Below are 24,235 nucleotides of genomic sequence, written 5' to 3'. Positions count from 1 at the left end.
ACATGGACAAAAGTGCAGTCGGCTGACAAGGCCGCCCGCGATGACGATGGACCCCGCCCTGAAACGACGCGCGACGCGTTTCGTGCTGCTGACCGTGCTCATCTATTCGATGGGTTTCGGCATCATCATGCCTGTCCTGCCCGACCTGATCAAACATTTGGCGCATGTGGACTCTGCAGAGGCAGCTCGCATCGGTGCCTGGATCGGTGCGACCTACGGCCTTTTCCAGATCCTGTTGATGCCGGCTGTCGGCAATTTGGGTGACCGTTTCGGAAGGCGACCGGTGTTTCTTGTGTCGCTTTTCGCTTTCGGTTTCGACTTCCTGTTGATGGGCCTCGCCCCCAACATTGGCTGGCTTTTCGTCGGACGTGCGGTTGCCGGCGGCCTTGGAGCGGTTTTCGGGCCGGCCAACGCTGCGATGGCGGACATGTCTTCGCCGGAAGAACGTGCGGCTAGCTTTGGCAAGGTGGGCGCAGCCTTCGGCTTAGGCTTCATTTTCGGCCCCGTTATCGGCGGTTTGCTAAGCGATTTCGGGCCGCGTGTTCCGTTTTACGTTGCGGGCGCATTGGCCATCGCAAACGGCATTTATGGCTTTCTCGTCTTTCCGGAAACCATGCCCGAAGAAAAGCGGCGACCCTTTGAATGGAAACGCGCCAATCCGCTTGGAGCTTTCGCTTCGCTCGGCAAGATACCCGGCATTGTTCCGGTCGCGCTGATTTATTTCCTGTGGTCGCTGGCGGGTAACGTGTACCCCGCTAGTTGGTCCTTTTTTGCGCCCATCCAATATGGCTGGGATAGCGGAATGGTGGGTGTATCACTTGGATTGGTTGGCATATCGATGGCAGTGTTCCAAGCGGTTGTTATCCGCCGTTTCATTTCGCGTTTTGGCGAGCGGAAAACTGCCTATATCGGCATGATTTCGGGGATCAGCAGCTATCTTATCGTCGCTTTCGTGCCCTATGCGGGCATCATTTTGGTGTTGCTGTTGGTAAACGGTTTTTCGGGCATGGTGATGCCGGCACTGAACGCGATGATGTCGCAACGCGCCCCGGCGTCGCAGCAGGGCGAATTGCAGGGACTGATCGGATCACTCGCTGCCTTCAGCCTGATGATCGGGCAATTCTCCTACAATTACGCGCTAGCGGCCTTTACCGAAGCAGGCGCAGCAATCCGCTTCCCCGGGGCCCCTTATCTCTTGGCGGCGATTGCGGGGCTTGGCGCATTTGTCGCATTGACCATGTTGCGCAGGCGCCAATTGCCAGAGGCAATACCCGATGCCTGAACTGGTCCCTCTGGAACGGGTTGCATCCAAACAATTGGAACAATTGCTCGACGATGCCTTTGGAACCGATCGTTTCGGTCGCACAGCCTATTTGTTGCGCAAGCGCAGCAAGGCGATTTCAGCTTTGTCATTTGCGTTGGTGGAAAACGGCGTCCCCATTGGCAGCATCCAATGCTGGCCGGTTCGCATTGGCGATTTTCCCATAGTGCTGGTCGGTCCCGTCGCCGTTACCCCCAACCAGCAGGGAAAAGGGATCGGCCATCAATTGATGCATGCAATGCTTGAAGCCGCAGGAAAAATGGGGGAGCCTGTCATGGTGATGATAGGCGATCCCGAATATTATGAACGTTTCGGCTTCAATTCTTCGCAAACCGGTGGATGGACGCTTCCCGGACCTTGGGAACCCCGCCGCTTGCTCGCCCGAAATGCCAAGGGCCTGGCGGTTCCCACATCTGGAATGTTGGAGGAGGACGACCGTGCCCTATGATCCCCCTCCCCATCTCGCCGATCTCAGTCTGGCCCAGATAGCTGATCTGGTTGCTCAACGAAAACTGCCCCCGGTCGAGAATTGGTCTCCGGCCAAATCCGGCAATAGCGATATGCGGATCGCAGCCGATGGGCGCTGGTTCCATCAGGGCGGAGAGATTACGCGCCCCGCGATGGTGCGCGCCTTTTCCAGCCTGCTGCGGATCGAAACCGATGGAGGCTACGCGTTGGTCACACCGCAGGAGCGGCTTTCAATCGAAGTCGAAGACGTGCCTTTCATCGCAGTCGAAGCACAAATCCGGGGTGGCAGCATCGCCTTTCGCATAAACACCGACGATCTTGTGATTGCCGGCAACGATCATCCAATCGAAATGCGCAGTTATGATGGTGCGCAAGTTCCATATCTTTTGGTTCGCTCCGGCCTTTGGGCGCGTTGCGCGCGGCCCGTATATTATGACCTTGCCGAACGCGCACTTGAAGCTGATCCGGATAATCCCGGCCTCTGGAGCGAGGGTGTATTCTTCGCATTGGGTGCCGCGGAATGAGTTGGAAAAAGCAGTTCATTGACGCGCTGCATCCTTCGCGTGCCATAGAGATTGAAGACGAGCGCGCCTATCCTCGCCATAGCGGAGACTATCGCCACGCTGCGGTGCTGGTCCCCATTACCGACAGGCCAGACCCCGGCGTCATCCTGACGCGGCGCCCCGCCTGGCTGCGCAGCCATGCCGGCCAAGTCGCTTTCCCCGGTGGCAAGGTGGATCCGGAAGATGAAAGCGCAATCATCGCTGCCTTGCGCGAGGCGGAAGAGGAAATTGCCCTTCCCCGCCAACATGTCGAAATCCTTGGACCGGCAGACGACTATTATTCGGGAAGCGGATACCAGATCACGCCCGTGGTCGGCGTGGTCACGCCCGACTTGCCCCTTATTCCCAACCCCAGCGAAGTTGAGGAATGGTTTGAGGTACCGCTTGAGATATTGTTCGATCGTGCCAAGTACGCTCGCAGGCAAGTCGAATGGCAGGGGCAGATGCGCGAATATTACGACATGGACTGGGAAGGTCGTCGCATCTGGGGCGTCACTGCCGGAATCATTGCAAATCTATCACGCCGTCTGTTGGGTGAGCGTTGATGCAATTGCCCGATTCATCCTGGTTGCACGACCCCGCATTGGCCACTGTGGTGAAGGCCTTGCGGGTAGATGAACAACCACCGCGTGTCGTTGGCGGCGCGGTGCGCGACGCTCTGCTGGGTATCGAGGTTGCAGACGTCGATTTGGCAACGCCGCTGGAACCACTGGAAGTCAGCCGCCGACTGGAAGCTGCAGGGATAAAAGCCGTTCCTACCGGTATTGACCATGGTACGGTAACAGCCGTTGCCGATGGCCGTACTTTTGAAATCACGACCTTGCGCCGCGATGTATCGACCGACGGGCGTCGTGCGACAGTCGAATTTGCGACCGACTGGATGGAAGACGCCGCCCGCCGCGATTTCACGATCAATGCGCTGTATGCAGACCCCGAAACCCGGGAAATATTCGATTATTTCGGTGGCCTTGCTGATCTTGCCGACCATCATGTCCGCTTCATTGGCGATGCCGAACAGCGTATCGCCGAAGATCATCTGCGCATCTTGCGCCTGTTTCGATTTCACGCTCGGTTCGGGCAAGGCGCAATCGATGCCGAGGCATTGGCCGCAGCAGCGAAGCATTCCAGCAAATTGATGGCATTATCCCGCGAGCGTATCGCGGACGAACTTCGCAAATTGTTGTCGGTCGCCAATCCATCGCAGGCTGTGCAGACAATGCTCGATGCCGGGATATTCAATTCCTTCCTACCCGAAATTGTACCTGATGCGGGACACAAACTAGCACGCCTGATTGATCGCGAAATGGCCGTTGCGGCAACGCCATCGGTGGCACGCAGACTGGGCGCCGTTTTGCCCAATGATTCCGCTTTGGTCGAAAAAATTGCCGCAAGGCTTAAGCTATCAAACCGTTTGCGAACCGAACTGATCCAATTGGCCGCGCATCACGGATCAGCGCAATCTGCCCGGCAACTCGCGTACAGTATCGGCATTGAAAATGCGCGCGACCTGGTCCTGCTCAGTTGTGCGGAAGATTACTGGCGCGATGAATTCTCGTCTTTGCAAGGATGGGATGTGCCAGAATTCCCGATCAAGGGCGGCGATTTGATACAGAAAGGCCTGCGTGCCGGGCCGGTTGTTGCAAAGACTCTTCAGGCGGCTGAGAGGCAATGGATTGCTGAACTGTTTCCAGCAGGGCCGCGCGCTGCAGAAATCGCTGATCAATTGGTAGCGGAAGCCTTGCGCGCCGAGAGAAACTCGTAAGCGGCGTCCGCAGTCAATGGCCGAGCGTAATAGTAGCCCTGACCGTTGGTGCAGCCCAACCCTTTAAGTTCGTCTGAAACCGCCTGCGTCTCGATGCCTTCGGCGGTCGTCTTCATCCCCAGTGCCGAAGCCAGTGACAATATGGTGCTGACAATGGCCCGATTGTCCTTGTTGGCCAGCATGTCGGAGACGAAACTGCGGTCTATCTTCAAGACGTCGATCGGCAGTTTTTGTAGATAGGCAAGGTTTGAATAGCCGGTTCCGAAATCATCCATCGCCAAATTGGTGTTGAGCGCCTTGAGCGCGTCCAAGACCGTTTTCGCGCCTTCCGGATCGTCGACAAACGCACTTTCGGTCAATTCCAGCGTCAAGCGATCACCATCGATGCCGGCGGCTTTTATGGCATGTTCCACAGCGCTGGGAACATCATCCCGCAGCAGTTGCACGGCGGACAAGTTTACCGAAACCCTGATCGGCAAATCGCTTCCACTCTCACGTTCCCACAGGGCAATGGTGGCTGACGCTTTTTGCAAAACCCAGCGACCCAATGGAACGATCAACCCGCTCTCCTCGGCAACCGGGATGAAATCGAGTGGGGACACCATCCCCAGCAAAGGATGGTTCCAACGCGCCAGCGCCTCAAAACCATTTAGCTTGCCGCTCTCCAGATCGATCAGCGGCTGGTAATGCAGTTCCAGTTCATCGCGCTCAAGCGCTCGCCTCAAATCGGTTTCTAGCGAGAAGCGATGCAAGGCACGGTCGAGGTTGTCACTTGAAAACAGCTCAAATTTTTTCGTCTGTTTCGCCCGTTTTAGCGCGATCTGGGCGTGCCGTAGCACGTCCATCGGATCATCATCAACTGCATTGCCAAGCGCGGCAGCAACAGCACAATCAATCTTGATTTCCAGGTTTGAAAGTTTGCAGGGATCGTCGAACGCTCTGACGATCCGCTCGGCAATCGATCCTGCGCCACGGCCGTTTTCAACCGGGGCGAAAAGCGCGAATTCATTGCCGCCGAGCCGACCGATTATTTCACTGTTGCGCAGTCTCGACATCAGCCTTTTGGCAACGGTGATGATAAGTTCGTCACCCGCCAAGACGCCAACCGATTCATTGATGCGACTGAAACGGGCAAGATCGAATACAACCAGCGCGAATTCACGCTCGACCTCGGATTTCCGAAAATTGTCGACCGCTTCGCCGATGCGTTCCTCGAAACCTATCCGATTCGCAAAGCCGGTAAGGCTGTCATTCATCATTTCGCGGCGCAGATTTACCTTGCCTTGAACTTCTGCCGTGCGATCGACCAGCGAGACGAGAGCATAAGGCTCGTCACCGCCAAAACGAGAGACACTGATTTCAAGATCAAGCGGCTGGACCTTATCATCCGAACGCCAGCGATAAAAATGTTCCTGGCGATCCTGCGCGATCATTTCAAGGATTAAATCATTGAAACAACATGTATCAAAGCCCGCTGCGCTGGCACGCGACAGCGCGAGATAATCGAATAGCGGATTGGTCGCGATCCGCTTGGCACCGCTTAAATCCACGCGGTAGATTGATGCAGCAATGGGAAGCGAGTTCAGCCAGGCATGACTGGCTGCATCGCCTCCGGGCGCGGTCCTCTGGACGAGTTTCGACGTCAGCGAGGCGGGCGACCCGTGGGAATTCTGGTTTATGTCCCACATTTTCATAGGGACGGCCTAGGCTCAAGGTGTAAAAAATTGCTTCACGGCGCTCGGAGAACAAAAGCTCTACCGGCGTAGTAAACAAATTCAGTCGAAACGGTTGTTCCGGGGAAAGCCTTGAGGTGGCAAACGTCCAGCCGCGCCGCGTGCGACCCTCCATTGGGTGAGGTCGGTTTCGGTACGCATCCGCCCGCTCTCGCCACCCATTGTCCAGCTCAATCCTTCACTGAGGTTGAAACAGATTGCATCCGACAGCCCGCCGTCCTTGTAGCGTTGCAGGGTGACACCCTGTCCTTTGGCCATTTCGGGTATTTCGTTCATCGGGAAGATGACGAGTTTGCGGTTCTCGCCAACCACTGCGACATATTGATCCTTTGCTGAGGATTCATCGGAAGTTTCGGCGGGGGCCAACCGCACGACCTGAAGGCGCGAACCGGGCTTTAATGTAACCACACCCCTGCCCTTGCGCGTTTCCGCCACAACATCTTCCATCTTGCAGATGAAGCCCTTGCCCGTCGAAGCTGCAAGCAGCATGCGCCCGCCGGGCGTGACAGGCAGCAAGGTGACGATATCGTTACCCGCCTCGATATCAATCATCGTTCCCAGCGGTTCACCAAAGCCGCGCGCACCCGGGAGCTTGTCTGCTCCAATCGTGTAGAAACGCCCATTGGCCGTTGCGACCAAGATCTTGTCGGTGGTCTGCGCGTGGAAGACCTGTGCGAGCGCATCACCTTCCTTGAATTTGTAGTCGGCCTTGGCTGATAGATCGGCATGGCCCTTCATCGCCTTGATCCAACCGCGCTTTGACAGGATTACGGTTACCGGCTCGCGTTCGACAAAGGCCTCAAGCGAAATTTCTCGCGCCGGAGCCGCTTCGACCAACGATGTGCGGCGCCGGCCAAGTTCGGTATCCTCGGCATAGCCAATTCGCAACTTGGTCAGGTCTTTCTTCAACCGCGTGCGCTGACGCGCCGGGCTTTCGAGCAGTTTGACCAGTTCTTCACGCTCGGCATGAAGCTCATCGCGTTCGCGGCGCAACTCCATTTCCTCAAGCTTGCGCAGCGAGCGCAAACGCATGTTGAGGATAGCTTCGGCCTGCCGGTCAGTAAGCTGGAATTCTTCCATCATCACCGGCTTGGGTTCGTCTTCGGTACGGATAATCTCAATGATCCGGTCGAGGTTCAAATAGGCGATGATATAGCCCTCGACCAGCTCAAGCCGCGCGTCGATTTTTTCGAGCCGGTGCTGCGAACGGCGCACCAACACCTCGATCTGGTGCGTCAGCCATTCACGCAATACTTCGCCCAAACCCATAACCTTGGGCACGCGATTGGCATCAAGCACATTCATGTTGAGGCCAAAACGGGTTTCGAGATCGGTCAGGCGGAACAGTGCGTTCTTTAGGTCTTCCGGATCAACATTGCGGCTCTTGGGAACAAGTACGATGCGGATATCGGCATCGGATTCATCGCGCACATCGTCGAGGATCGGCAGCTTTTTGTCCGCAATCAACTGCGCGATCTGTTCGATCAGCTTGCCCTTTTGCACCTGGTACGGAATTTCGGTGATCACCAGTTGCCAGGTTCCGCCCGGCAATCGTTCTATACCCGCTTCGCGATCCGCTGCGTCCTTTGCATCAGCGGCATGGAAACGGGCCCGCACGCGCAAGGCGCCGCGACCGGTTTCATAAGCTGCGCTTATGGTTTCCCGGCTGTCGACCAAAACACCGCCAGTTGCAAAGTCGGGCCCCTGCACAATCTGCATCAACTGCTCATGTGTCGCCTTGGGTTCATCGATCAACAGCATCGCGGCGTCTATGATTTCTGCCGCGTTGTGCGAAGGAATGCTGGTAGCCATGCCTACCGCGATGCCGCTCGCGCCGTTGGCGAGAAGGTTCGGGAACAGACCGGGCATGACTTCCGGTTCTTCATCCTCACCATTATAGGTCGGGCGGAAGTCGGCCGCATTTTCGTCGAGCCCCGCCATCAATTCGATGGCGGTCTTGGTCAGTCTTGCTTCGGTATAACGATATGCCGCGGCGTTATCGCCGTCGATATTACCAAAATTTCCCTGCCCGTCGACCAACGGATATCGCAGCGAAAAGGTCTGTGCGAGGCGGACCATCGCATCATAGACCGATTGGTCGCCATGCGGGTGGTACTTACCGATTACGTCACCGACGACGCGCGCGCACTTCTTATATCCACTTGCCGGGTCAAGCTTCAGCTGTCGCATCGCCCACAGCAGGCGGCGGTGCACCGGTTTCAAGCCATCACGCAAATCGGGGAGCGACCGGGCGGTGATGGTCGACATCGCATAGATCAGATAACGTTCCGAAATCGCCGCATCGAACGGCGCATTCACGATCTGGTCGAACGGATCTTCCGCAGGGGTATCGGTGTCGGTGGTATCAGCCATCCCTGCCCCGATAGCGATGCAAGGACTCTGCGAAAAGCGCCTTGTGCAGCAATCCACAGCTATTTGTCGTTGCGGATGAAATCATGCTGCGTTGCAATAATGACACAGCAAAGACACAAAATATGCGAAAATGTCGCAGATTCTGGTCAAACCTTTTCATAAGTGGCAACTTTCCCGTCACTTCAACAAACAGGGCGAAGGAAAAACCAATGAAAAACACAAAACATGGATCGCTTCTCGCACTTTCGGCATCATTTGCCGCGCTTTCGATTGGCACAGTGGCACCCGCATATGCGCAAGATGCGCAGGCTGAGGACACCGCCGATCAACCCGCAATCATCGTTACCGGCACGCGTCGTACCGACCGCACCGTCGCTGACAGCCCGGTTCCGGTCGACGTTCTTTCCGCACAGGATCTGGTGAACAGCGGTTCGACCGAAACCAACCGCTTGCTCAACCAGCTTGTTCCCTCGTTCAACTTCCCGCAGCCCTCGCTTACGGATGGTACGGACTCGCTCCGCCCCGCAACTCTGCGCGGCCTTGCGCCTGACCAGGTACTCGTTCTCGTCAATGGCAAGCGCCGTCACCAATCGTCGCTGATCAACCTCAACGGTTCGGTTGGGCGCGGTTCGACCGCCGTCGATATGAACACCATCCCGCCGCTCGCAATCGAGCGTATCGAAGTCCTTCGTGATGGTGCGGCATCGCTTTATGGTTCGGACGCTATCGCGGGCGTGATCAACGTCCAGCTGAAAAAGGGCATTGGAGGCCGTGCGCAAGCGACCTACGGCAAATATGTCACCGAAATGGAAGATGTCGGCCAAGTGGCGTCTGTCGCCTTGACGACCACTAGCCAGACACTCGCTATTGGTTCCAGTGGAGCCTACGCCGTAACGGGCGGCGACAACCCTGTTATCACTTACACCGGCAAAGATCGCAAGCGGCGTGATGGTGATACTTATACCTTCGCTTCGAATTTTGGCCTTCCCCTCGGCGATAGCGGTTACCTAAATCTTACAGCAGAGTATAAGGACCGGTCTCCAACTAACCGCTCAGGCCCCGATATCCGCCGCAATTATTTTGCGGCAGGCGATCCACGCGAGGCGACTTTCAATCGTTACGCCCACCGTTATGGCGATGGCGTTTCCAAGGACATGAACTTCTTCCTGAACGCTGGATATGAATTTTCCGATGCGGCTGAATTCTACACCTTCGGGAGCTATGGCGTAAGAGATGGCAACGGTGCAGGTTTTTATCGCCGTTCTTCCGACATCCGTAACCAGAACTGGGCAGGATTTTCAGGAGCGTTCAATCCAATCTATGCTGATGGCTTCCTTCCGCTGATCGTTAGTGAAATCGTCGATATTTCAGCTGCCGCCGGCTTACGGGGTGCATTGGGATCATGGGACTATGACCTGTCGGTCACTTATGGATCGAACCGTTTAAATTATGATGTCGAAAACAGCGTTAACACCTCGCTTGGCGGCACCGACAGCGCCCGTCGCTTCAACGCTGGGGGCATGCGCGCAGGACAAACGACAGTCAATCTCGATTTCCGTCGCGACCTTGATCTCGGAATCGGCGACAGTGTATCTCTAGCTTTTGGTGGCGAGTATCGCGATGAGAACTACAAAATCGTTGCAGGTGAAGTGCAAAGCTACATAAACGGGCCCTTCTCTGCTGCTCCGTTTGGCGCCGCTGGCGGCTCTCAGGTGTTCCCGGGATTCCGCCCGAGCAACGCAACCGATGAATCACGCGACAGCTACGCCGCTTATGTCGAACTTGATGCCGACTTGACCAGCAGCTTCACTTTGCAGCTGGCTGGTCGTTACGAGCATTACAGCGATTTCGGGGACACAGTGAACGGCAAGGCAGCCGCTCGCTTCGAACCAATTGACGGCCTTGCACTCCGTGGCTCGATCTCGACCGGATTTCGCGCGCCGAGCTTGGCGCAGCAGTCTTTCGCAACCACCTCAACGAACAATGTCGGCGGCGTGCTGATTGAAATTGGTACGTTCCCGGTTTCCTCACCTGTTGCAATCGCCTTGGGAGCAGAACCGCTCAAGCCTGAAAAATCGGTCAACATTGGTGGTGGTTTTACTTTCACTATGCTTGAGGGTCTGAGCCTGACAGTCGACTATTACAACATCAAGATCGAAGACCGCATCACGCTGACCGAGAACCTGCAAAATCTCTCGTCGACAGTTCGTGACGTGACCGATACTTTAGCTGCGGCTGGCATTACAGGTGTCACCTCAGCCCGCTTTTTCATCAACGGCATCGACACTAAAACCGAAGGCCTCGACATAGTTGCAAGTTATCGTGTCCCCGATTTTGGAATGGGCACGGTTCGATTGAGCGCCGGCTACAACCTGAATGATACCAAAATAACTGATCGCCGTGTCTTCTCGGGCTTCACCGCGCAGCGCCTGTTCGCCCGTCAGGAAAGCTATCGCCTGACCGACGGCCAACCCAAGAACAAGCTGAACTTCAGCCTCGATTGGGATTATGACATGTTCGGCCTGACTCTGCGTACAAACCGCTATGGTGAGGTGTTCCTGCCAAGCAGCTTCTCGACCGCAGCAAATAACAACAACATCGCACTCAAGCCGGGTGACGTACCAGGCGATATCTTCCTTTCGCCAAAATGGGTTACCGATCTCGAGCTTCGCGTGAAACCGACGGAAAAGCTCTCGCTTGCCATTGGTGCGAACAACCTGTTCGACGTCTATCCCGATCGCCTGCCTTTCGGTACGGTTGATGGGGTGAATTACGGCTTCAACAACTCGTTCCTGCCTTACAGTTCGCAGTCGCCCTTCGGCTTCAGCGGTCGTTTCCTGTACGGACGTGTTTCGTACGACTTCTGATCGGCAACATATTGTTCATGGAAAAGGGCGGTGCGATTGCGCCGCCCTTTTTCTTTGTGCTTTTGACGCTATGCCGCCTGCCTGCTAACGGCGCGGGCGACTCCACTTCTTGCCGCAGAAAGTCCGCACATGGTCCCCCGTTACGCCCGCCCAGATATGGTTGCCATTTGGGAACCGGAAAACCGCTTCAAGATCTGGTTCGAGATTGAGGCGCATGCGACCGAAGCGCTTGCCAATCTTGGCGTTGTTCCGAAATCGGCGGCGGATGCACTTTGGAAATGGTGGGCAACAAACCCCTCCATCGATGTTGCAGCCATTGACGCAATCGAAGCGGTGACCAAACATGATGTCATCGCCTTCCTGACCTGGGTAGCGGAGCAAGTAGGCGATGAAGCCCGCTTCATGCACCAGGGGATGACCAGCTCCGACGTGCTAGACACCTGCCTTGCGGTGCAGTTGGCGCGTGCGTCTGACATACTGCTCGCTGATCTCGATGCGCTTCTGGAAGCCATCAAGCGTCGCGCGTTCGAACATAAGATGACGCCCTGCATTGGCCGTAGCCATGGCATACACGCGGAACCCGTAACCTTCGGGTTGAAAATGGCCGAAGCCTATGCCGAATTTTCGCGCTGCAAGGATCGGCTGATCGCCGCGCGCACGGATGTCGCAACCTGTGCGATTTCGGGGGCGGTTGGCACCTTTGCCAATATCGACCCGCGCGTTGAAGAGCATGTAGCGGCAAAGTTGGGGCTTTCGGTTGAGCCGGTTTCAACGCAGGTGATCCCGCGTGACCGCCACGCCATGTTCTTTGCGACTTTGGGCGTGATTGCTTCCTCGATCGAGCGTGTCGCCGTCGAAATCCGCCACCTGCAGCGTACCGAAGTATTGGAGGCGGAGGAATATTTCTCCCCCGGCCAAAAGGGCTCTTCGGCGATGCCGCACAAGCGCAACCCGGTGCTGACCGAAAACCTCACCGGTCTTGCCCGCATGGTACGCAGCTATGCTGTGCCTGCAATGGAAAATGTCGCGCTTTGGCATGAACGCGATATCAGCCACAGCTCGGTCGAGCGTTATATCGGCCCAGATGCCACGATCACGCTCGACTTTGCGCTCGGTCGTTTGACTGGCGTGGTGGACAAGCTGCTTGTCTATCCGGAACGCATGCAGAAGAATTTGGACAAGATGGGCGGCCTTGTCCACTCGCAGCGCGTGCTGCTTGCACTCACCCAAGCCGGCGTAAGCCGCGAAGACAGCTATGTCCTCGTCCAGCGCAACGCGATGAAGGTTTGGGAATCGGATGGGCAATTGTCGCTGCTCGAACTCCTCAAAGCCGATCCGGATGTGACCAAGGCGCTCAGCCCACAGGAAATCGAAGAAAAGTTCGACCTCGGCTATCATCTGAAGCATGTGGATACGATTTTCGCGCGGGTTTTTGGGTAAACCGATTTCGGTTGCAAGGGGGCTGGAATCCTTGCCCCCCTTCCCTTAAGCTGCGAACAAACAGACGAAGGAGAAGCTGCGAATGTCGTTCCTCAAAACCTTGTTCTGGGTGATTTTCCTCGTTGGCTTCGCGGTATTCGCAGTCAACAACTGGCATCCGGTATCGATGAAATTGTGGAACGGCCTCTGGCTCGATAGCAAACTGCCTGCGGTTATTGGCGCGAGCTTTTTGCTCGGTTTCTTTCCGCTGTGGATCTGGCACCGTGCGATGCGATATCGACTGACGCGCCGGATCGCTACGCTGGAAAGCGGTGCCAAGACGATGGCTGCCAACTTCCCAACCGCGACCACCACACCGGAGAAAGCGCTATGAGCAATCCGGTCTATGTCGCGATCGACACGCCCCTGCTTGATGATGCGCTCGATCTTGTGCGCAAGGTGAAGGCGCATGTCGGCGGGGTGAAACTCGGCCTCGAATTCTTTTGTGCCAACGGGCACCATGGCGTACATGAGGTGCAGAAACTGGGCCTTCCTATTTTCCTCGACCTGAAACTGCATGACATTCCCAATACCGTAGCCAAGGCGATGCAGGCGATCAAAACGCTGGAACCGGCGATTGTCACCATTCACGCCAGCGGCGGACGCGCGATGATGGAAGATGCCAAGGCTGCGGCAGGAACGCATACAAAGGTTGTCGGGGTGACCGTGCTGACCAGCTTAGACGATCACGATCTCAATCGCGTTGGCGTGCCTGACGACCCACACACGCAGGTCGAACGCCTCGCTGCATTGGCGCAGGAGGCAGGGCTCGATGGCATTGTCTGCTCTGGCCATGAGGTGAAATCGGCGCGCAAGGCATGGAAGGACGGATTTTTCGTCGTCCCCGGTCTACGCCCTGCCGGTGCCAGCACCGCCGACCAGAAACGCATCGTAACGCCGCGCCAGGCGCGCGACGATGGTGCCAGCGTGTTGGTGATAGGTCGCCCGATCACTAAGGCGGAGGATCCCGATGCAGCGGCGCGGGCGATTGTGGGGACGCTTTAAGGCCGGTCCACAATGCAAACCCTGATCAAAATCTGCGGCCTTTCAAATGAGGCCGCCATCAATGCCGCTGCAAAGGCAGGGGCGACGCATATCGGCCTTGTGCATTTCGAAAAAAGCCCTCGCCATGTGAGCCTTGAACTCGCTGCGGCCCTTCGGATGCGTACGCCGCCGAGCCTCAAAGTCGTGCTGCTCTTGGTCAACGCCGATCCGGAACTGACCGACAAGGCGCTGAACATGGTGCGCCCGGATGTCGTTCAATTTCATGGCACCGAAACGCCCGAGTGGCTCAAGCTTGTTCGCGAGCATAGCGAGGCCGAAATCTGGAAGGCGATCGGCCTGAAAGACAGGCAGACGCTTGTGAATTTGGATCGCTTCGCGGGCGTCACCGACCGGTTTTTGTTCGATGCCCCGGCGCAAGCGCTTCCTGGCGGCACCGGCACCCGCGTCGACTGGTCGCTGTTGAGCCATTTCGAACATCGCACGCCCTGGGGACTCGCCGGTGGGCTGGCGCCCGACAATGTCACAGAGGCGCTTCGCACTACGCGCGCGCCGTTGGTTGATGTTTCTTCAGGTGTCGAAAGCGCTCCCGGTGTCAAGGATGTGGACAAGATTGCGGCCTTCTGCCAAGCGGTCCGCGATTATGACAAAGCCTGATACAAATCTGAACTCCTTCATGAACCAGCCTGACGAGCGCGGGCATTTTGGCCAGTTTGGCGGCCGCTATGTCGCCGAAACGCTGATGCCGCTGATCCTCGATCTGGAGCGGGAATATCGTGCGGCGCAGGCCGACCCCGAATTCCACGCGCAGCTTGACGACCTACTCAAACATTATGTCGGCCGCCCCTCCCCGCTTTATTATGCCGAGCGGCTGACCGAAGAGCTGCGCAAGGATGCGCCCGCGGGGAAAGGCGCGCAAATCTGGTTCAAGCGCGATGAACTGAACCATACCGGCGCGCACAAGATCAACAATTGCATCGGCCAGATCCTGCTCGCCATCCGTATGGGCAAAACGCGGATCATTGCCGAGACCGGCGCGGGGCAGCATGGCGTTGCGACGGCCACTGTCTGCGCGCGCTTTGGCCTGCCTTGCGTCATCTATATGGGCGCAAAGGATGTCGAACGGCAGCAACCCAATGTGTTCCGCATGAAGCTGCTCGGCGCCGAGGTGATCCCGGTCACCAGCGGGGCAAACACGCTTAAAGATGCGATGAATGAGGCGCTGCGCGATTGGGTCGCCAATGTGCACGACACTTTCTACATCATCGGCACCGCCGCAGGCCCGCATCCCTATCCCGAACTGGTCCGTGATTTCCAAAGCGTGATCGGCAAGGAAGCGCGTGCGCAAATGCTCGAACGCACTGGTCGCCTGCCCGACATGCTGGTCGCAGCGATCGGTGGTGGGTCGAATGCCATCGGGCTGTTCCACCCCTTCCTCGACGATGCCAGCGTCGAAATGCTGGGCATTGAAGCGGCGGGGCATGGCTTGACAAAGGAGCATGCCGCCAGCCTTGCAGGCGGACGCCCCGGCATCCTCCACGGCAACAAAACCTATTTGCTGCAGGACGAAGACGGCCAGATCGCCGAGGCGCATTCGATCAGCGCCGGTCTCGACTATCCCGGCATCGGGCCGGAGCATAGCTGGCTGAAGGAAATCGGCCGTGTGCGCTATGACAGCGTGACCGACACCGAGGCACTCGAAGGCTTTCAGTTGCTCTGCCGTACCGAAGGCATCATTCCCGCGCTGGAGCCTTCGCACGCGATTGCCGCTGTGGCACGCGAGGCAGCAAAGATGGACCGCGACCGGATCATCCTCGCCAATCTTTGCGGACGTGGAGACAAGGATATCTTCACCGTGGCTGAGGCTCTCGGAGAGAAGATGTGAGCCGACTTAGTTCCGCCTTCCCTGCCGATCGCGCAGCCCTCGTCACCTTCATCACCGCGGGCGATGGCGATACCGCCGCCAATCTCGACGCGCTCGTGGCGGGTGGCGCAGATGTCATCGAACTCGGCATGCCCTTTACCGATCCGATGGCCGATGGTCCCGCGATCCAGAAGGCCAATATCCGCAGTCTTGAGGCGGGAACGACGACGGCGGATATCTTCGCCATCGCCACCGCCTTCCGCGCGCGGCACCCGAACGTACCGCTGGTGTTGATGGGCTATGCCAATCCGATGACGATCCGCGGGCCCGAATGGTTTGCGGACCAATGCGTCAAGGCAGGCGTGGATGGCGTGATTTGCGTCGATATCCCGCCAGAGGAAGATGTCGAGCTCGGCCCTGCGCTGCGCGCCGCGGGTGTTGACCTGATCCGCCTCGCCACCCCCACCACCGATGCGGCGCGCCTGCCTGCCGTGCTCGATGGCTCCAGCGGCTTTCTCTATTATGTCTCGGTCGCGGGCATCACCGGGCTGCAACAGGCCGCGCAAGCGAGCATCGAGGATGCCGTCGCGCGCTTCAAGGCCGCAACCGACATCCCCGTCGCTGTTGGCTTCGGTGTGCGCACCCCCGAACAGGCCGCCGCGATCGCCAAGGTTGCCGATGGGGTCGTGGTCGGCTCTGCCATCGTCGAAATCATCGCCGAACATGGCCGCGATGCCGCTGGCCCGGTGCGCGATTATGTGGCAAGCTTGGCGAACGCAATCAAAGCAGCAAGAGGCTAAACCATGAACTGGGTCACCCGCGTCCGCAACGCCATCCCCTTCATCGCCAAGCGCGAGACGGCGGAAACATTGTGGCACAAGTGCAAGGGCTGCAACACGATGATTTTCCTTAAGGAATATGAGGAAAACCAGTCGGTCTGCCCCAAATGTGATTTCCACGGCCGCATCGGTCCGGCGGAGCGTTTTGCTGCGATTTTCGATGCCGACAGCTTCACCGTCCTGCCCATGCCGCGCGTGGTTGACGATCCGCTGAAGTTCAAGGACAGCAAGAAATATCCCGACCGCATCAAGGCCGCCCGCGCTGCAACAGGTGAGCAAGACGCGATGGTTAGCGCGCGGGGCAAGATCAACGGCCACACCGCTGTCGTCAGCGTGCAGGATTTCGCCTTCATGGGCGGATCGATGGGCATGGCGGTGGGCGAAGCCTTCATCGCCGCCGCGCAGGAAGCGCTGAAGGCCAAATGCCCTTATATCATCTTCACCGCTGCCGGCGGCGCCCGCATGCAGGAAGGCATTCTCAGCCTGATGCAGATGCCGCGCACCACCGTCGCCATTCAGATGCTGCGCGAGGCTGGGCTGCCTTATATCGTCGTGCTGACTGACCCGACCACGGGAGGCGTCACCGCAAGCTATGCGATGCTCGGCGATATCCAGATTGCCGAACCCGGCGCGCTTATTGGCTTTGCTGGCCAGCGCGTGATCGAACAGACGATCCGTGAAAAGCTGCCCGAAGGTTTCCAGCGTGCCGAGTACCTCCTTGACCATGGCATGGTCGACATGGTGACGCACCGGCATGAGTTGAAAGCGACGCTGGCGCGCCTAATCGATTACCTGACCGCTGGCAAAAAGGCGGCCTAGTTCGCGACCTTGGCTGACCACGCAAAGTCCGATCACCCGGCCGTCCAGGCGCAACTTGACCGACTGACGGCGCTCTCGCCCGGGCGCGATACGCTGGGGCTGGAGCGGATCAGTGCGCTGTGCGCGCGATTGGGGAATCCGCAAGACAATCTGCCGCCTGTATTCCATGTCGCAGGGACCAACGGCAAGGGATCGACCTGCGCCTTCCTGCGTGGCGCGATTGAAGCAGCAGGGCTGAAATGCCATGTCTATTCGAGCCCCCACCTCGTCCGCTTTAACGAGCGCATCAGGGTTGCGGGCAAGCTGATCGGGGACGACGCGCTCGCTGCATTGCTATCCGAAGTGCTCGACCATGCCGAAGGCTTGCAGGCGAGTTTTTTTGAGGTGACAAGCGCAGCCGCTTTCCTCGCCTTCTCGCGAACGCCTGCCGATGCTTGCGTGATCGAGGTTGGCCTTGGCGGTCGGCTCGATGCCACCAACATCATCCGCAAGCCCGCCGTTTGCGGAATCGCATCACTGGGTCTGGACCATGAAGGGTTCCTGTTGGCGCCCGAAGAGGGCATTCCGCAAATGGAGCCGCTTGATCGAATTGCGTTCGAAAAGGCCGGGATTGCCAAATATGGTGTGCCGCTGGTTACCCAGGCTTATTCGCCATCGATGCAACAAAGCGTTGTCGAGCAGGCTAACCGCGCAGGCGCCATTCCGACGATCAGGCGCAAGGATTGGGAGGCCGAAATTTCGGATGGCCAGCTTCATTACCAGGATGGTTTTGAACAAGTCTGGGTGCCGTTACCGACCATGGCCGGACGGCACCAATCGGATAACGCCGCCTTGGCCATCGCGATGATCATGCATCAGTCGCTTATATCGATCCCGCGCGAGGCCATGGCGAAGGCGATGCAAACCACCCGCTGGCCGGCGCGCATGCAATTGCTGTCACCGGGGCCATTGGTTGATCGGCTGCCAGTTGGCAGTGAGGTCTGGCTCGATGGCGGACATAATCCTGACGCAGGCAATGCGCTGGCCAAGGCACTCGACAAGGTCGCCAACGTCGATGTGATCTGCGGCATGCTCAAGAACAAGGATGCGATGGGTTTTCTGAAACCCATTTCATCAAAAATTACATCCTTCCAAGCGGTGCCAATCCCCGGCCATGAACATCATGCGCCCGAAGACCTGTGTTCATGGGTGCGCACCGATGTGGGTATCAGCGAGACTCGCTCATCACCCTCTGTTGCAGATTGCATCGATCACTTGGCGACGGACCGCCAACCCAGAAAGGTGCTGATCTGCGGATCGCTTTACCTTGCGGGCGAAGTGTTGAAAGCGAATGGGCAAATCCCGAATTAGCAACTTTATTGCGATTGACTTGCAATAGCATTTATGGTGACTTGCATCGGTGACAAGGAGATTCACCGTGCAACCCATCCTGCCTCTCGCATCTGCCGCCCTGCCCTTCGCCTGCCCTGTCGACGACAACCGCCGGCTGCTGCTCTATTGCATCCGTCGAATGGGTGCCCATGGCATGCATGATGCGCACGCTGCAAACGCCATGCTGGGCACGTTTGGAATGTCCTATATGCGGCCGCTGGTGATGCTCCGCGCATTCATCGCGGAGACAGTGCGCACATCACAACGCAGGATCAACATTGCCGGCTGTTGCTGCCCGCGCATGACGCTCGACGAGGCACGCTTACTCGATGCGATAGCCACGTCTGAAAGCGATATGCAGAACGCCGCGCTGCAGCTGCGCACCGTACTGGGAACAGCCGACAGCCTGGGCGCTTTAGGGGCGGCGCAGGCGGTGCAATCGGCCTTTGCCGACCTCGCTCATCCGCTGGAACTGGATTAGGCCGCCTTCGCGGGCTTGCCTTTCCACGCCAGCAATCCGCCAACTACCAATACTGCGGCGAATATCGCGGTGATGTTGCTCGCCAGCTCCAGAGGTTGTGACAGAAGCACGCCGACGAGCCCGACAACCACCAACAGGAACCCTGCGATCCGCAAGCCACCCACCGGTTCCTTCAGTGCTTTTTCGTCGACGCCTTCGGTCTGCCGAATATTCTGGACGACATATCCCTTGCTCCATAGCACCCATAGCAGGATCATGCCCGGTATCGCTGCGACCACTGTGAAACCCCAAAAGCCGACCCAGCCAACCTTTTCTGCGATGATGCCCGCTGGCCCCGCCATGAAGGTGCGCCCTACCCCGGCGAAAGAGGACAGCAGCGCAAACTGCGTTGCGGTATAGGCGATGCTGGACAGGCCCGAGAGATAAGTGGTGAATACAGTCAGGCCGATGCCGCTTGTCATGTTCTCCGTGACGATGGCCGCAACCAGCATCCAATAATTGTTGCCGGTCGCTGCAAGGATCATGAACATGGTGTTCGAAAACATCATCATCAGGCCGGAAATGAGCAGTGCCCTTCCCATACCAAGCCACAGAATGAATGGCGCGCCAAGGGCCGACCCGACGATCAGCGCGCCAAAGCCCCAAAGCTTGTTGGCGGAAATATAGTCCAGATCGGCAAAGCCGAGATCGACGATCATCGGGCTGAGCATGGCCTGCCCCATTGCATCGCCAACCTTGTACACCAATACAAAGCCGAGAATGATAAAGGCACCGTGACGCGTCAGAAACTCGCGGAACGGATTGACCACAGCCTCGGTCAGCCATTGGCCGGGCTTCATGCCTGAAACATGCTCAAACCGATCAACGAAGCGCCCCGGCCCAATCCAGAGCGCGCCGATGATCGCCGGAATGATGCAGAATGCGGTTAGGCCATAAGCGGTTGCCCAGCCTAGCCCCAGCCCCTCAGCAGAGGCAAAATAGATTGTGCCTGCGCCCGCAATCAGATTGCCAGTGCGATAACCGAACTGATTGGTCGCGGTGCCGTGCGCAAACTCTTCTTCATCAAGGATTTCGATACGATACGCATCGATAACGATATCCTGTGTCGCCGATAGAAATGCTGTGATTAGCGCCCAAATGGCAAAGGTTCCCAACTGCCCTGGCTGCGGGTTGCTTGCCCCCAGCTGCCACACCGAAACGAACAGCAAAGCCTGGATAAAGAACAGCCAGCCACGCCGTTGGCCGAATGTCTTGGTCAGGAACGGCAGATGCAGTTTGTCGACAAGCGGTGCCCACAGAAATTTGATTGTGTAAGGAATGCCAAGCGCGACGGCGAAGCCGATGGTCGCGGTATCAATCCCGACCTTGGCCAACCAGAAGGTCATCGTTGCGACCAGCAAGGTAAGGGGGAACCCGCTCGAAATGCCAAGCAGGAATGCCACGAGCGGGGCTTTGCGAATATAGGGACGGAATGTCTTGCTGGTCAGTGCAATCGCCACCAAGCCAATCAGCACGGCCGCAAAAATGATGAAGCGGATTAAATCAACCGACATGCGACCTCCCCGAATATATTGCTCGTCTGACTAACGCCAAATTCCTGAACCGCCAATGTCTTTAACAGCCCCGATGCAACCGCCTCGTGACTTTTGGAACCAACTCGGGCATGGCGCGCCTATGGCTCAACCACCCTCCAAACGCCCGCCTGCAAAAGGCGCGCCTTCGAAGCGTCCGGCATCGGGCAAGCCCGCCCCGCGCGCAGCGGCGTCAAAGCCTGTTCGCCTCAAATGGGATAAACCGCGCAAGCCCAAACCGCAGCGCGACGATGCCCAATCAAAGGGCGCACTGGAGCGCAAGGACGGCGAAGAGCGCATTGCCAAACTGCTCGCTCGCGCCGGTGTCGCATCGCGCCGCGAAATTGAGCGCATGATTGCCGACGGACGCATCACGCTGAACGGCGAAAAGGTGGAAACACCGGCGACCTTGCTCAAATCGCTGCATGGCGTCGCAGTCGATGGCCAGCCGGTGAAACAGCCAGAGCCGACCAAGCTCTATTTGTTCCACAAGCCCGCCAACTGCCTAACCGCCGAACGCGATTTTTCGGGCCGAAAGACGATTTACGATATCCTGCCCAAGGATCTGCCACGCCTGATGCCGATCGGGCGGCTCGACCTTAATACCGAAGGGTTGCTTCTGCTTACCAATGATGGTGAATTCAAACGCCAGATGGAGCTTCCCTCGACAGGCGTGGAACGCACTTACCGCGCGCGCGCATTTGGCGATATCAGCCAGGCGCAGCTCGAGGAACTGATCCACGGCATCGAGATTGACGGCGTCCGCTATGGCAAGATCGATGCCAATCTCGAACGGCGCACCGGTCGCAACGGCTGGCTGGAAATGACGCTGACCGAGGGCAAGAATCGGGAAGTCCGCCGCGTGCTCGAACATTTCGGGCTGGAGGTAAGCCGCCTGATCCGCACCCGCTATGGCCCGTTTGAACTGGCCGACCTTCCTGTAGGAGCAGTGCACGAAATTCGCCGCGTCGACCTGATCAATTTCCGGAATACACTGAAAGCATGAGGATCATTTCGGGGACATGGCGTTCACGACCTTTGGTTGCACCCAAAGGCGATACCACGCGCCCAACCGCAGACCGAACGCGCGAAACGCTGTTTTCGATGCTCACCAGCCGCCTTGGGTCGTTCGAGGGCCTGCAAGTGCTCGACCTGTTTTCTGGTTCGGGCGCGCTGGGGCTGGAGGCGCTTTCGCGTGGGGCGGCTTATTGCGTTTTCGTGGAGCAAGACCGTGCGGCGCTGGAGGCGCTGGAAAGCAACATCGCCAAATTGGGGGCAGGTTCGCAAAGCGAAGTCCGCCGTGGATCGGCATTGATGCTGGGTCCGGCGCGCAAACCATTTGATCTGATCCTTATGGATCCGCCTTATGGCACCGGCGCCGGTTCAGTTGCCCTCGACAAACTTGCAAGGCTGGGTTGGATTGCTCCGGGCGCGCTTATCAGCATCGAAACCGGCAATCGCGAAGACACCGAAGTGAAGGGTTTCGAGATCGATACCATCCGCGATATTGGCAAGGCGCGGATAACCCTGCTGCGGCCTGAAAGCACGGTTGAATGACGCAAAGCCCGAAACTGGATGGCACAGGCTGGCTGCTGATCGGAATCCTTTCGATCCTTTGGGGCGGCGCCTTCTTTCTGATCGAGGTTGGTTTGCGCAGCTATCCGCCCATCACTCTTGTGTTCATGCGCCTGGTGCTCGCCGTTCCGCCGATGTGGATTGCGATGCGGCTAATGGGTCAACGCCTGCCGAGCGAAGCGCGCGTCTGGGGCTTGCTTGCGGTGGTGGGTGCGCTCAATTGCGCCCTGCCCTTCATCCTGTTCTTCTGGGGCCAGCAATATCTCGACAGCGGCTACGCCTCGATCCTCAACGCCACCACCCCGCTTTGGGGCGTGATCACCGCACATTTCCTGACCAGCGATGAAAAGGCCACCCCTGCCCGCATCCTTGGCGTGCTCATTGGCATGGCGGGAATTGTCGTCATGGTCGGTCCGGAAGCAATGAAGGGGCTTTCGAATAACCTGCTCGCGCAGATTGCCTGCATGATCTCGACCATCTTCTACAGCTTTGCCGCCATCTATGGCCGACGCCTGTCGCAGACCGAATTGACACCGATGGCGGTTGCAACCGGTCAAACGATGATGGCTGCGTTGATGATGGTGCCGGTCGTCGTGCTGGTCGACCAGCCCTGGACAATGGCCACGCCGCGCCTTGATTCCACCTTGGCGGGATTGACGCTGGCGCTATTTTCGACAGCGCTGGCCTATACGCTCTACTTCCGGCTGATCGACCGTTCGGGGGCATCGAATGCACAGTTGGTGGCATTCCTCATGCCAATCCTCGCCGTTATCCTTGGCATCGCCTTCCTTGGCGAAAGCCTGTCGGGCGGGCAGATTGTCGGGGCAGCGTTGATAGCAATTGGTCTGGCTATACTAGACGGCCGCCTCGTCGCGCGATTTCAGAAGTAGCAAGCCGAACAGGCTAAGCACGGCAATCACAGCGAGATAGTAACCCACATATTCAAGGCCCTGCTCCGATAGTTGGAGCGCGATATTGGGCGCCAGCGCCCCGCCAAGTATCCCCGCCGCGTTAAAGCAGATCGACGCGCCGGTATAGCGGACCCGCGCCGGGAACAGGCCTGGCAGCCATGCACCCAGCGGGCCGTAAACCAGCCCCATCACGAACAGCAGCAGAGACAGATACACACCGGTCAGGAACAGGTTACCACTGCCAAGCCATGGCGCGGTGGTGAAACTGGCGACAAACATCGCAGCACAACCCCAGCTTAACACAAAAGCCGGGCGTGTCCGGTCTGCCCAATAGCCTGAGACGATGATGCCCGCTGCCATGAACAGGATCGCGACCAGCTGCACGCCAAGGAAATCCTCACGCGCCATGCCCAGCTTGGTTGTGCCGTAGCCCAGCGCGAAGGCGGTCGAGAGATAGAAGATCGCGAAACAAGCTATGGCCGCAAAGGTGCCGCCAAAAAGCTGCAACGGATGCGTGCGCACCACCTCGGCCACCGGCACTTTAGGCGGAGGGGCTTCTTCCAGGGAAGCGGCGAAAGCCGGAGTCTCGGTGAGCTTCAGCCTCACCCACAGGCCAATCCCCACGAGCGCAGCGCTCAACAGAAAAGGAATGCGCCAGCCCCATTCGCGGAAATCGGCGTCCGAAAGGATCAGGCCCAATATCAGGAACAAGCCATTCGACAGAATGAACCCTACCGGCGCGCCCAGTTGCGGGAACATGCCATAGCGTGCCTTCTTGCCCTCAGGCGCATTTTCAACCGCGAGCAACGCCGCCCCGCCCCATTCGCCGCCAAGCCCAAAGCCTTGGCCAAAGCGCAGGATGCACAGCAGCAAGGGAGCGATCCAGCCAGCAACGGCATAGCTGGGCAGGAACGCAATGAGGAAGGTCGAAACCCCCATGATCATCAACGACCAGACGAGCGTCGCCTTGCGTCCGATCCGGTCTCCATAATGGCCAAACACCAGCGCCCCCACCGGCCTTGCGATGAAGGCCAGCGCGAAGGTCAGCCAGCTTTGCAGCAATTGCGCTTCGGGACTGGACGTCGGGAAGAACAACGGCCCGAAAACCAGCGAGGCCGCCGTCGCGAAAATGTAGAAGTCGTAAAATTCGACCGCTGTCCCTGCCATCGCCGCGCCGAGAATGCGTTTATGCGATGCGCCCTGCATTGTCCACTGTGTCATGCCGCCATTGCTGGC

The 24,235-nt window shown here is 58.0% G+C and carries 22 protein-coding genes; 18 read left to right on the top strand and 4 right to left on the bottom strand.

Annotated features, from left to right (window positions below):
• Positions 1–40 precede the first annotated feature (40 nt).
• The 5 genes from ACFSAG_RS01915 to ACFSAG_RS01895 are packed head-to-tail and all read left to right on the top strand — an operon-like array spanning position 41 to position 4,114.
• On the top strand, positions 41–1,282 hold the full coding sequence (locus ACFSAG_RS01915; RefSeq protein WP_381510932.1) for a TCR/Tet family MFS transporter: 1,242 nt from the start codon (positions 41–43) through the stop codon (positions 1,280–1,282).
• The gene (locus tag ACFSAG_RS01910; RefSeq protein WP_381510930.1) at positions 1,275–1,769 is read left to right on the top strand and encodes a GNAT family N-acetyltransferase; all 495 of its coding nucleotides are present in this window, start codon (positions 1,275–1,277) and stop codon (positions 1,767–1,769) included. Before ACFSAG_RS01915 ends, ACFSAG_RS01910 begins: the two co-directional genes overlap by 8 nt.
• Entirely contained in the window at positions 1,759–2,313 is a 555-nt protein-coding gene (locus ACFSAG_RS01905) for a DUF1285 domain-containing protein (protein ID WP_374610696.1), read from the top strand. Before ACFSAG_RS01910 ends, ACFSAG_RS01905 begins: the two co-directional genes overlap by 11 nt.
• Positions 2,310–2,897, top strand: coding sequence for a CoA pyrophosphatase (locus ACFSAG_RS01900; RefSeq protein WP_381510928.1), 588 nt, complete (start codon positions 2,310–2,312; stop codon positions 2,895–2,897). Before ACFSAG_RS01905 ends, ACFSAG_RS01900 begins: the two co-directional genes overlap by 4 nt.
• A complete protein-coding gene (locus ACFSAG_RS01895) occupies positions 2,897–4,114 on the top strand; it encodes a CCA tRNA nucleotidyltransferase (RefSeq protein WP_381510926.1) in 1,218 nt (405 codons plus the stop codon). Before ACFSAG_RS01900 ends, ACFSAG_RS01895 begins: the two co-directional genes overlap by 1 nt.
• On the opposite strand, the gene ACFSAG_RS01890 is transcribed toward ACFSAG_RS01895, so the two are convergent.
• Both ACFSAG_RS01890 and parC read right to left on the bottom strand, forming a co-directional pair.
• Entirely contained in the window at positions 4,072–5,808 is a 1,737-nt protein-coding gene (locus ACFSAG_RS01890) for a putative bifunctional diguanylate cyclase/phosphodiesterase (RefSeq protein ID WP_381510924.1), read from the bottom strand. The two genes, ACFSAG_RS01895 and ACFSAG_RS01890, sit on opposite strands and share 43 nt — an antisense overlap.
• A gap of 81 nt (positions 5,809–5,889) precedes the next feature.
• Complete coding sequence (parC, locus tag ACFSAG_RS01885) at positions 5,890–8,220, bottom strand: DNA topoisomerase IV subunit A (protein ID WP_381510923.1); 2,331 nt, start codon at positions 8,218–8,220, stop codon at positions 5,890–5,892.
• Between the two features lie 209 nt (positions 8,221–8,429).
• Between parC and ACFSAG_RS01880 the strand changes: the two genes are divergently transcribed.
• The 10 genes from ACFSAG_RS01880 (at position 8,430) to ACFSAG_RS01835 (ending at position 18,942) form a co-directional block, all read left to right on the top strand.
• Positions 8,430–11,087 (top strand): TonB-dependent receptor plug domain-containing protein, encoded by a 2,658-nt coding sequence (locus tag ACFSAG_RS01880; RefSeq protein WP_381510921.1) that lies wholly within the window; start codon positions 8,430–8,432, stop codon positions 11,085–11,087.
• 129 nt (positions 11,088–11,216) lie between these two features.
• A complete protein-coding gene (gene purB, locus ACFSAG_RS01875; RefSeq protein ID WP_381510919.1) occupies positions 11,217–12,527 on the top strand; it encodes an adenylosuccinate lyase in 1,311 nt (436 codons plus the stop codon).
• Positions 12,528–12,609: 82 nt separating this feature from the next.
• The gene (locus ACFSAG_RS01870) at positions 12,610–12,900 is read left to right on the top strand and encodes a LapA family protein (RefSeq protein ID WP_381510917.1); all 291 of its coding nucleotides are present in this window, start codon (positions 12,610–12,612) and stop codon (positions 12,898–12,900) included.
• Entirely contained in the window at positions 12,897–13,571 is a 675-nt protein-coding gene (gene pyrF, locus ACFSAG_RS01865; RefSeq protein WP_381510915.1) for an orotidine-5'-phosphate decarboxylase, read from the top strand. The genes ACFSAG_RS01870 and pyrF overlap by 4 nt, the downstream gene beginning before the upstream one ends.
• Before the next feature lie 12 nt (positions 13,572–13,583).
• Positions 13,584–14,225, top strand: a complete 642-nt coding sequence (locus ACFSAG_RS01860) for a phosphoribosylanthranilate isomerase (RefSeq protein WP_381510914.1) — start codon at positions 13,584–13,586, stop codon at positions 14,223–14,225.
• Positions 14,212–15,453, top strand: coding sequence for a tryptophan synthase subunit beta (gene trpB / locus ACFSAG_RS01855; protein WP_381510913.1), 1,242 nt, complete (start codon positions 14,212–14,214; stop codon positions 15,451–15,453). Before ACFSAG_RS01860 ends, trpB begins: the two co-directional genes overlap by 14 nt.
• Positions 15,450–16,232, top strand: coding sequence for a tryptophan synthase subunit alpha (gene trpA / locus ACFSAG_RS01850; RefSeq protein ID WP_381510911.1), 783 nt, complete (start codon positions 15,450–15,452; stop codon positions 16,230–16,232). The genes trpB and trpA overlap by 4 nt, the downstream gene beginning before the upstream one ends.
• A gap of 3 nt (positions 16,233–16,235) precedes the next feature.
• Complete coding sequence (accD, locus tag ACFSAG_RS01845; RefSeq protein ID WP_381510909.1) at positions 16,236–17,090, top strand: acetyl-CoA carboxylase, carboxyltransferase subunit beta; 855 nt, start codon at positions 16,236–16,238, stop codon at positions 17,088–17,090.
• Positions 17,091–17,099: 9 nt separating this feature from the next.
• A complete protein-coding gene (locus tag ACFSAG_RS01840; protein WP_381510907.1) occupies positions 17,100–18,440 on the top strand; it encodes a bifunctional folylpolyglutamate synthase/dihydrofolate synthase in 1,341 nt (446 codons plus the stop codon).
• Between the two features lie 49 nt (positions 18,441–18,489).
• Entirely contained in the window at positions 18,490–18,942 is a 453-nt protein-coding gene (locus tag ACFSAG_RS01835; RefSeq protein ID WP_381510906.1) for a DUF6628 family protein, read from the top strand.
• Here ACFSAG_RS01835 and ACFSAG_RS01830 read toward each other — a convergent pair.
• Positions 18,939–20,495 carry an AmpG family muropeptide MFS transporter gene (locus ACFSAG_RS01830; protein WP_381510904.1) on the bottom strand — a complete coding sequence of 519 codons (1,557 nt, stop codon included), beginning with the start codon at positions 20,493–20,495 and terminating at the stop codon, positions 18,939–18,941. The two genes, ACFSAG_RS01835 and ACFSAG_RS01830, sit on opposite strands and share 4 nt — an antisense overlap.
• A gap of 121 nt (positions 20,496–20,616) precedes the next feature.
• Between ACFSAG_RS01830 and ACFSAG_RS01825 the strand changes: the two genes are divergently transcribed.
• Genes ACFSAG_RS01825 through ACFSAG_RS01815 form a run of 3 tightly spaced genes read left to right on the top strand, consistent with a single transcriptional unit; the run spans position 20,617 to position 22,978 of the window.
• Positions 20,617–21,519, top strand: a complete 903-nt coding sequence (locus ACFSAG_RS01825; protein WP_381510902.1) for a pseudouridine synthase — start codon at positions 20,617–20,619, stop codon at positions 21,517–21,519.
• Complete coding sequence (gene rsmD, locus ACFSAG_RS01820; protein WP_381510900.1) at positions 21,516–22,070, top strand: 16S rRNA (guanine(966)-N(2))-methyltransferase RsmD; 555 nt, start codon at positions 21,516–21,518, stop codon at positions 22,068–22,070. Before ACFSAG_RS01825 ends, rsmD begins: the two co-directional genes overlap by 4 nt.
• Positions 22,067–22,978 carry a DMT family transporter gene (locus tag ACFSAG_RS01815; protein ID WP_381510898.1) on the top strand — a complete coding sequence of 304 codons (912 nt, stop codon included), beginning with the start codon at positions 22,067–22,069 and terminating at the stop codon, positions 22,976–22,978. Before rsmD ends, ACFSAG_RS01815 begins: the two co-directional genes overlap by 4 nt.
• Here ACFSAG_RS01815 and ACFSAG_RS01810 read toward each other — a convergent pair.
• Entirely contained in the window at positions 22,943–24,220 is a 1,278-nt protein-coding gene (locus ACFSAG_RS01810) for an MFS transporter (protein ID WP_381510896.1), read from the bottom strand. The genes ACFSAG_RS01815 and ACFSAG_RS01810 overlap by 36 nt on opposite strands.
• Positions 24,221–24,235 lie beyond the last annotated feature (15 nt).

Source organism: Sphingorhabdus buctiana, assembly GCF_042680825.1.
GTDB classification, from domain to species: domain Bacteria; phylum Pseudomonadota; class Alphaproteobacteria; order Sphingomonadales; family Sphingomonadaceae; genus Sphingorhabdus_B; species Sphingorhabdus_B buctiana.
The sequence above is the reverse complement of the archived record's forward strand: the minus strand, read 5'-3'. Positions and strand labels throughout refer to the sequence as shown.

Bases quoted from the DNA above. Each gene is read 5' to 3' on its own strand.
- ACFSAG_RS01860 (WP_381510914.1), top strand. From the start codon at position 13,584: ATGCAAACCCTGATCAAAATCTGCGGCCTTTCAAATGAGGCCGCCATC.
- trpB (WP_381510913.1), top strand. From the start codon at position 14,212: ATGACAAAGCCTGATACAAATCTGAACTCCTTCATGAACCAGCCTGAC.
- ACFSAG_RS01825 (WP_381510902.1), top strand. From the start codon at position 20,617: ATGGCTCAACCACCCTCCAAACGCCCGCCTGCAAAAGGCGCGCCTTCG.
- ACFSAG_RS01810 (WP_381510896.1), bottom strand. From the start codon at position 24,220: ATGACACAGTGGACAATGCAGGGCGCATCGCATAAACGCATTCTCGGC.
- ACFSAG_RS01830 (WP_381510904.1), bottom strand. From the start codon at position 20,495: ATGTCGGTTGATTTAATCCGCTTCATCATTTTTGCGGCCGTGCTGATT.
- ACFSAG_RS01910 (WP_381510930.1), top strand. From the start codon at position 1,275: ATGCCTGAACTGGTCCCTCTGGAACGGGTTGCATCCAAACAATTGGAA.
- accD (WP_381510909.1), top strand. From the start codon at position 16,236: ATGAACTGGGTCACCCGCGTCCGCAACGCCATCCCCTTCATCGCCAAG.
- ACFSAG_RS01880 (WP_381510921.1), top strand. From the start codon at position 8,430: ATGAAAAACACAAAACATGGATCGCTTCTCGCACTTTCGGCATCATTT.
- parC (WP_381510923.1), bottom strand. From the start codon at position 8,220: ATGGCTGATACCACCGACACCGATACCCCTGCGGAAGATCCGTTCGAC.
- ACFSAG_RS01890 (WP_381510924.1), bottom strand. From the start codon at position 5,808: ATGAAAATGTGGGACATAAACCAGAATTCCCACGGGTCGCCCGCCTCG.
- ACFSAG_RS01815 (WP_381510898.1), top strand. From the start codon at position 22,067: ATGACGCAAAGCCCGAAACTGGATGGCACAGGCTGGCTGCTGATCGGA.
- ACFSAG_RS01895 (WP_381510926.1), top strand. From the start codon at position 2,897: ATGCAATTGCCCGATTCATCCTGGTTGCACGACCCCGCATTGGCCACT.
- ACFSAG_RS01915 (WP_381510932.1), top strand. From the start codon at position 41: ATGACGATGGACCCCGCCCTGAAACGACGCGCGACGCGTTTCGTGCTG.
- pyrF (WP_381510915.1), top strand. From the start codon at position 12,897: ATGAGCAATCCGGTCTATGTCGCGATCGACACGCCCCTGCTTGATGAT.
- ACFSAG_RS01900 (WP_381510928.1), top strand. From the start codon at position 2,310: ATGAGTTGGAAAAAGCAGTTCATTGACGCGCTGCATCCTTCGCGTGCC.
- purB (WP_381510919.1), top strand. From the start codon at position 11,217: ATGGTCCCCCGTTACGCCCGCCCAGATATGGTTGCCATTTGGGAACCG.
- ACFSAG_RS01870 (WP_381510917.1), top strand. From the start codon at position 12,610: ATGTCGTTCCTCAAAACCTTGTTCTGGGTGATTTTCCTCGTTGGCTTC.
- rsmD (WP_381510900.1), top strand. From the start codon at position 21,516: ATGAGGATCATTTCGGGGACATGGCGTTCACGACCTTTGGTTGCACCC.